General features: G+C 39.6%; 8 protein-coding genes and 1 pseudogene. All 9 read right to left on the bottom strand.

The window, feature by feature from the left end:
• Positions 1-177: 177 nt before the first annotated feature.
• The 9 genes and pseudogenes from BM163_RS01935 to rbfA all read right to left on the bottom strand — a co-directional run bounded on the left by BM163_RS01935 (position 178) and on the right by rbfA (position 7,973).
• Entirely contained in the window at positions 178-768 is a 591-nt protein-coding gene (locus tag BM163_RS01935) for a hypothetical protein (RefSeq protein WP_089799669.1), read from the bottom strand.
• Between the two features lie 312 nt (positions 769-1,080).
• Positions 1,081-1,296, bottom strand: a pseudogene (locus BM163_RS13590) (transposase); the annotation flags it as partial.
• Positions 1,297-1,623: 327 nt separating this feature from the next.
• Positions 1,624-2,199, bottom strand: a complete 576-nt coding sequence (locus tag BM163_RS01920) for a transposase (RefSeq protein ID WP_089799663.1) — start codon at positions 2,197-2,199, stop codon at positions 1,624-1,626.
• Positions 2,200-2,255: 56 nt separating this feature from the next.
• A complete protein-coding gene (locus BM163_RS01915; RefSeq protein WP_089799661.1) occupies positions 2,256-2,591 on the bottom strand; it encodes a transposase in 336 nt (111 codons plus the stop codon).
• Positions 2,592-2,947: 356 nt separating this feature from the next.
• The gene (locus BM163_RS01910; RefSeq protein ID WP_089799659.1) at positions 2,948-5,059 is read right to left on the bottom strand and encodes a polyribonucleotide nucleotidyltransferase; all 2,112 of its coding nucleotides are present in this window, start codon (positions 5,057-5,059) and stop codon (positions 2,948-2,950) included.
• A 226-nt stretch (positions 5,060-5,285) separates the two neighbouring features.
• Positions 5,286-5,555: a 30S ribosomal protein S15 gene (rpsO, locus tag BM163_RS01905; protein ID WP_062319991.1), complete on the bottom strand. Its 270-nt coding sequence runs from the start codon at positions 5,553-5,555 to the stop codon at positions 5,286-5,288.
• 140 nt (positions 5,556-5,695) lie between these two features.
• Complete coding sequence (locus BM163_RS01900) at positions 5,696-6,622, bottom strand: bifunctional riboflavin kinase/FAD synthetase (protein WP_089799656.1); 927 nt, start codon at positions 6,620-6,622, stop codon at positions 5,696-5,698.
• Between the two features lie 12 nt (positions 6,623-6,634).
• Complete coding sequence (truB, locus tag BM163_RS01895; RefSeq protein ID WP_089799654.1) at positions 6,635-7,543, bottom strand: tRNA pseudouridine(55) synthase TruB; 909 nt, start codon at positions 7,541-7,543, stop codon at positions 6,635-6,637.
• A gap of 79 nt (positions 7,544-7,622) precedes the next feature.
• Positions 7,623-7,973: a 30S ribosome-binding factor RbfA gene (gene rbfA, locus BM163_RS01890; RefSeq protein ID WP_089799652.1), complete on the bottom strand. Its 351-nt coding sequence runs from the start codon at positions 7,971-7,973 to the stop codon at positions 7,623-7,625.

The raw sequence follows: 7,973 nt of genomic DNA, 5'->3' as shown, positions 1-7,973 counted from the left end.
GACAGTGAAAAATCATAACAACAATTGGCAATTCATCTCCCACCTAGCTCCTGACGGAGCTTGAGGAGGGAGACTTCTTGCCTAAGTTCGTTAAACTACCCCCACCTAACGTTCTCACGAATGTTTGAGGAAGGGGATTCCGTAAGGACACTCTAAAGGGGACCCATGCTCGTTCAACTAAGCATAGGTTTTTCTACTTTCCAACCGCCGCAAACCTATTTTCTCAAGATCTGTTAAAGCCTCTTGAGGAAATAGTGTGTTCCAGGAACACAACTTGCTTTGGTCAAATCGTTCTGTCTGGTAGAACACATGGATTCTGACGAAAGACAGGATAAGCATCATATACGCCCACCCGGCCCAATGATGTAGACCTTGTTTCTGCTCTGGAACAAGCGAATACAACATCGGTGGGAGTTTTTCTTTAAAGCCCATTGCCCGTCGGGCAATGCCCTCTGCTTCTATTATTTTCGCCTTCTGTCCACTCGTTTTACCCTCTAAATTAAACGGGAGGGTAAAGGCATCCACACATTGACCTATGGCGTTGACATTAGCGACAGCGATATGATTCACATTCAAATCAACACCAACCACACCCGTTGATGTTGAGGTATTTAGATAAGGTGAAGCCGGTACATCAATGAAGCATTTGACGATATAGTAGTCACCATGGTCCTCAAGCGACCATCCAATAGGCTTCCCGTACTTTTTCTTATCTTTCAGATTCATTTGTGTCTGAATGGCACGTAGTAAAATAAGCGTGTGTAGCACTTATATGTCACAACAAAAAAGGCCCCTTCACTAACCTTAATGAAATCAGGTTCTCTGTCAAATGTGATGGTACCTAAAATACCACTCATTTGATCAATAATAGTCGAGGTTGTATCCGCCATCCTTGACTTCAATAACGACCATGATGAGTTTTCTTGTGTCGGATGGTTATTTTAATGCCTTTAAGGCACCATCCGCGCCTAAGCTTATCATGGTCGTTTTCTTCTAAGTTCGATTAAGTCGGGCCCCCGAACCCAACTTACTCTCACTAAGAAGAAGTCTTGAAGTAAAGGACACGTTGCTTCGCAATGGCTAGAGTGTCTCTGTCATCTCTTTGACCTCTTGGTACCATAAGATTTTCTTGCGAAATCTTTGAAAGTCTTTGATTCCGAAGGAATGACGTTTAATCACTTTAATCATATTGTTGATTCCTTCAGTTACGCCATTATTATAAAGATGGCTAAACGAATTGAGAATCTCTAGGCGCCACCGTTCGAAAGTACGAGCGACCCTATTAAAGCTTTCATATGGCGAATTTTCTAGCTTTTATTTGAAAGAAAATACAAAGGCAGCTTGTAAAAAATGCAAAAAAAGCACTAACTATGTTATAATAAACATACGGAATTTTTAAAATTGAGATTAAGTCCTTCGATTGTTGCCGCAATCGAAGGGCTTTTTCTCTGTCATAATGAACACCGTCGGCTAACACTTTATAAATGATTCTTAGCAGTTTGTGCCTACAAGCTACAACAGCTTTCATCTTTGAACTTCGCGCACAGATGCGATAATACAATGAACTAAAAGCGGGGTCTTTTGATCGACCCGCCAAACTGCCACTTGAAAATGGCACAGTTTTCAGGTATTTGTTACCTTGGGTGATGTGCAAGCTTTTTTCTTCCCTGCACTTTCATTGGACCCTGGAGAAACCCCAGCCCATGAAGCTAAGTGACCTACTGTTTTAAAGGCCTCTACATGTGGGCCAATTTCTCCTAAGATAACAGCGGCACTCTGTTTTTTAACACCGGGAATTTCTATGAGTAGTCCGTATTCTTCGGGGAAGTGATCTAGAATATAATACTCAATATCATCTTCCATTTGTTTTATTTTGCGCGAATAAAAGCGGTATTCTTCAAGTGAATCCTCTAATAATCGGCGATTGACGCCACTTAATTCACCATCCATCGCTGTCAATAAATCTTCGGCAGATGCTTTTACTTGTTTGTGCCTACATGCTTCAACGCGGTCAATACTCAATATTTCACCATCGATGAATAATTGGATTAAGGCTTGTCCGGTTTTCGAAAAGATATCAGACAAGTAGCTGGTTAACTTAATGTTGGACCGCTGAAGTATATTGTGCAACTCATTTTTAGCTTGTGTACGTTTTTGCATGTAGCCTTGTCTACGCCGTGTCATTAATCGTAATTTCATCACATCCAGTTCAGGAATGTAAGAAGCTTGGATTAGGCCGCAACGACGGCTCTAACTTATCCTGTATCGCAGGATCGTAAATAGGAGATAATGGTCTCCTTCTTTCGATCAGGCAAAACATCAATAACCTTGCGATTATCGGCATCAACAATCACCGTCTGAAATTTCTCACCACCAGCGTCCCCTTTAAATTCATCAATAGCTAATACTTCTGGTAACACCTTGGGTGTTTTGATTGTCATACGATCAAATTGTCTTATCAAACGCTGTGACGATATATTATACTGCATAGAAGCATGGGCAAACGACGCCTTTCCAGCCGCTATCAGTGCCGTTTGCGGCAAGACACTTAAACATCTCTGATAACGTTTAATAAAACTCAATTTTTCCATAAATGTTGCCTGACATGACTTACACTTATATCGGCGCTTCTTTATGTGTAATGTTAATGGCTTATGAAGACCACCAACAGACTCGATTGTTTGGTTGAAATACGCATGAATCTTTTCTCTATTTTTTTCGTCGATTATAGTTTAACAAATGAGGATGTATAAGTGTATTTTTTTTGATATAGGCCAAGGTCATGTCAGATCAAAGGGTACCAACACATTTAGTATAGAGGCAGAAAAAAGCAAAAAATAAAACACATGTTTCAGCTGCATAAAAAGAGCTGAAACATGTGAAATATACGATTGAAATTATTGAAAATCTTACCAACACCCGTTGACAAAGAATCAAATAAATTTAGTTACTGCTTATTGTTTTTTTCTTTCTCTTCTAATAGAACGGCTTTGCGTGATAAGTTTACGCGACCTTGACGATCAATTTCTTTTACCTTCACCATAATCTGATCGCCTTCTTTTACGACATCTTCCACTTGGTTGGTACGTTCGATTTGAAGCTCAGAAATATGAATAAGCCCTTCTTTACCTTTAAATAGTTCAGCAAATGCACCGAATTTTTCAACGCGCTTCACTGTTGCTAAATACATTTCTCCAACTTGAACTTCGCGTACGATATCTTCGATTAATTTCTTCGCTTTTTCGTTCATCGCTTGATCTGTTGATGCGATAAAGACTTTACCATCTTGCTCGATATCTATCTTCACGCCAGTTTCATCGATAATTTGATTGATTTGTTTACCACTTGGTCCAATCACATCGCGAATTTTTTCTGGTTTAATATGCATTGTAATAATCTTCGGTGCATACTCAGACAATTCGGTTTTCGGTGCATTAATTACTTCCAGCATGTGAGAAAGGATATGCATCCGGCCTATTTTAGCTTGTTCTAACGCTTCCTCTAAAATATCACGGCTTAAACCATCAATCTTAATATCCATTTGAAGAGCAGTTACGCCTTTTTCAGTACCCGCAACTTTAAAGTCCATATCACCAAGGAAATCTTCCATACCTTGAATGTCACTTAATACGGTATAATCATCTCCTTGTTTAACAAGGCCCATAGCAATACCCGCAACTGGAGCTTTAATTGGAACACCTGCATCCATCATCGCTAACGTTGATGCACAAATTGATGCTTGCGACGTTGAACCGTTGGATTCAAGTACTTCTGATACTAAACGAATAGTATATGGGAAATCTTCTTCTCCAGGAATAACTTTTTCTAATGCACGTTCACCTAAGGCACCGTGTCCAATTTCACGACGACCTGGTCCACGGATAGGGCCCGTTTCACCAACACTAAATGATGGGAAATTATAGTGGTGCATAAAACGTTTTGACTCTTCCAAATCTAATCCATCAAGAATTTGTACGTCTCCTAAAGCCCCTAGTGTACAGACACTAAGTGCTTGCGTTTGACCACGTGTAAATAGTCCTGAACCGTGCGTACGCGGAAGAATATCTACGCGTGATGTCAATGGTCTAATTTCATCTGGACGACGTCCATCCGGTCTAATCTTCTCTTGTGTAATAAGACGACGCACTTCATCTTTAACCATCTTATCTAAGATATCTTTTACTTTTTTAATTGTATCTTCGTCTGCACCATTTGCTTCATAGTTTTCAATGATTTCAGCTTTTACTTTTTGAATCGCTTCTTCACGCGCATGCTTTTCCATGACTTGAATCGCTTGATTCATTTTTGGACGAGCAGATTCATTTAATTCAGCAAGTAATTCTTCATCCAAATTGAACAATTTAACAGCCATTTTTTCTTTACCCATTGCTGCGTAAATATCTTCTTGGAATGCAACAAGTCGTTTGATTTCTTCGTGACCAAACATAATTGCTTCTAACATGACATCCTCAGCTACCTCATCAGCACCTGCTTCTACCATATTGATGGCATCTTTTGTTCCGGCAACTGTTAAATCAATGTCACTTTGTTCACGTTGTTCTACTGTTGGGTTAATAACAAACTCACCATTTACACGCCCCACAATAACACCAGCAATTGGTCCGTCAAATGGGATATCTGAAACACCTAAAGCAACAGATGAACCAATCATTGCCGCAATATCAGACGGTGCATCTTGGTCGACACTCATTACCATGCTGATGACTTGAACATCATTACGGTACCCATCTGGAAACAGTGGACGAATCGGACGATCGATTAAACGTGACGTTAAAATCGCACGTTCACTTGGACGGCCTTCACGCTTAATAAAGCCACCTGGTATTTTCCCTACTGCATATAAACGTTCTTCGTAGTTCACTGTTAGCGGGAAGAACGGTAAGTCTTTTGGTTCACTTGAACCAGTAGCTGTTGCTAAGACGGATGTATCACCATAGTGTACCATACAAGCGCCATTTGCTTGTTTAGCTAGTTCTCCTACTTCGACAATAAATGGTTTGCCTGCAATTTCAGTTTTGAATATTTGTTTGTTTGACATGTAAAAACCCTCTCTTTTATAAACTGCCATCACATAACCGGGTTCACACTCGACAAGCCTATTGCATCTGGTTTTCATCTTGCTCCATCCTGATCAAAACCTACATTAAGGTATAGGCTTTGATCAGAATCGAGCGCAAGGATTGTCATCTATGTAGCTTAAAATGGCATGTGATGGTGATTTTTATACCTATAGAAAAAGCGGGAATAATTCCCGCTTTTTTCATTTATCGACGTAAGCCTAATTTTTCAATTAGTTGACGGTAACGTGTAACATCTTTGTTACGTAGATAAGTTAATAAGTTACGACGTTTCCCAACCATTTTCAATAGTCCACGACGTGAGTGGTGATCCTTTTTGTGCGTACGTAAGTGATCGTTTAAGCTATTGATTTCTGCAGTTAGGACAGCGATTTGAACCTCTGGAGATCCCGTATCGTTTTCGTGTGTTTTGAACTCATTAATTAGTTCATTTTTACGTTCTTGTGTGATTGCCATCCTGTTCACCTCCTATGATTTCTTATTTAAAACACCGATCCCCTCGCAAACGTTGGAGTTATCGTTTTGCCAAGTAGATGGTTTCCGTCTATTAGATTAACCCTTTTTAGAGAAAAATGCAAGGCTTGAGCTTAAAGTTTTTAAAATAATTGTCGAATGACTCGTTCATCTTCTTCAATTTGAGTAACGAGGGCATCAATACCATTAAATTTTAATTCTTCTCTAATATATTGTTGCCATTCAATCTCTAACACTTTCCCGTACAAGTCACCATGGTAATCTAAAAAATGCACCTCTAACTTAACTGAACCACCTGCATCTTCAAAGGTTGGATTATAACCTAGATTCGCCATCCCATGTGCGAATTGACCATCAATCCACGTCGTCACATAGTAAACACCTGTTTTAGGTAAAGCTTGTGATTCATGCACTGCTAAATTAGCTGTCGGGTAACCAATCGTTCGCCCGCGCTTATGACCGTGCACTACTGTCCCTTTTGTTTTAAGTGGTCGTGTTAATAGCCTTTGAGCGACATCTACTTGCCCTTCTTTAAGTAGTTCACGAATCCTTGTCGATGATACCTTTTCTGTTTCATCGGTGAATTTTTCTACTATCGTAACGGAAAAGTGTCCTTCTGCATCATCAACAAGTGTATGCACATTCCCTTTACCTTTATGCCCATAGCTAAAGTCAAAGCCACTCACTAAGTGTTTTACATTAAGGGAGATAATAAAGTGATCAATAAAAGCTTTTGGTTTTAACTTAGCTAAATCACGTGTGAACTCAACGACATATAAATAGTCCACGCCTAAAGCGTCAAAAATCGCAATTTTTTGATCCATTGTCGTTAAATACTGAACCACTCCTGGTTTTTTCATCAATACCTCTTTAGGGTGCGGAGTAAATGTCATCACAGCAAGTGCTAGTTTTTTCTCATGAGCAATCGCTTTAGCTTCTTTGATGACTTGTTTATGTCCTAAGTGCACACCGTCGAAAAAGCCTATCGCAAGTACTGACGGAGTACCGGACGTTATATTGGTTTCCGTTGTTAACTGAATAACTTCCATAACAATTCTCCTCTACAAATTAAAACCACGAAGCGGTTTAATGATTGACTCATCATCTGGATGTGTTTGATAAATCGCAAGCAAACGCCCTTCATGTTCCATACGGTATGGTCTATTCGCCAAAAATTCTGCTGGACGCTGTAACTTTTGACCATAATTGACGCGCTCTTTTAGTTTATCACTCACATAATATACTGGCAAATGACTCACGCCTCTTTGTAAAGGATAGAGTACGCGATCTAATTGATTGGCTTCTTTTAATACCTCAAGATTGTCAAAAGTGGTCGCCTCATCAAGTTTAAAATCTGCTACCTGTGTTCTTATTAAATGAGACATGTGGGCTGGATAACCCATTGCCTTGCCGATATCCACACAAAGTGTACGTATGTATGTACCTTTAGACACTGTTGCTTCGAATTTAAAGCGACAAAGACCATTTTCAAAAATAATAGAGTCCGGTAGTAAGGCTATTTGTTTAACTTCTATCGAACGCTTAGGTCTTTCTACAGGTATATTAGCTCGTGCGTATTCATAGAGTTTTTTCCCATTAACTTTTACAGCAGAATATAACGGGGTTATTTGTGTGCTTGCCCCCTTAAAATGGGTTAATATATCTGTTATGACGGATGTCGGAAAGGTCTCTTCGACTTCTTTTACATCAACTTTCTCACCCGTTTGATCTTCAGTCGTTGTGGAAAAACCTAATGTCACTTCTGCACGATACGTTTTCAATGTATCTGTTAAATATGGCACAATTTTTGTTGCTTCTCCAATACAAATCGGCAAAACACCACGAACGTCTGGATCTAATGTACCCGTATGTCCAACCTTTTTCGTTTGGAATATCCGGCGCATCTTCATCACGCAATCATGAGACGTCATGCCCACTGGTTTATCTAAATTTACAATACCATGTGTCACTATAAACAACTCCTTAACGAGCATTAAACAAGTTAAAACCCTTGTCTATTGTAGCACAAGGGTTTTAACTTTCGCTATCTTAATCGTTCGAATCATGTAAGTCTCGAATTAATTTTTCAATTCGATTCCCTGTTTCAATCGTATGATCAATTTCAAAGAATAACTCAGGTGTCTTTCTTAAACGGATCCGGTGGCCAATTTCTGAGCGGATAAACCCTTTGGCCTTTGTGAGTCCAACTAGTGTGGCCTCTTTTTCATCTTCACTACCCAAGATCGTTAAGTAGATCGTTGCTTGTTGCAAGTCACCCGTTACCTCAACATCTGTAATCGTGACAAAGCCAACACGGGGGTCTTTAATTTTACGATTAAGAATATCGCCTAACTCTTTTTTCATTTGTTCTGCTACACGATTTGCTCTCAGTTGACTCAT

Origin of the sequence: Halolactibacillus alkaliphilus (assembly GCF_900115465.1) — a bacterium.
In the GTDB taxonomy this organism is placed as follows: domain Bacteria; phylum Bacillota; class Bacilli; order Bacillales; family Amphibacillaceae; genus Halolactibacillus; species Halolactibacillus alkaliphilus.
Note: the sequence above shows the minus strand (reverse complement) of the source record. Positions and strands in the feature narration are given on the sequence as shown.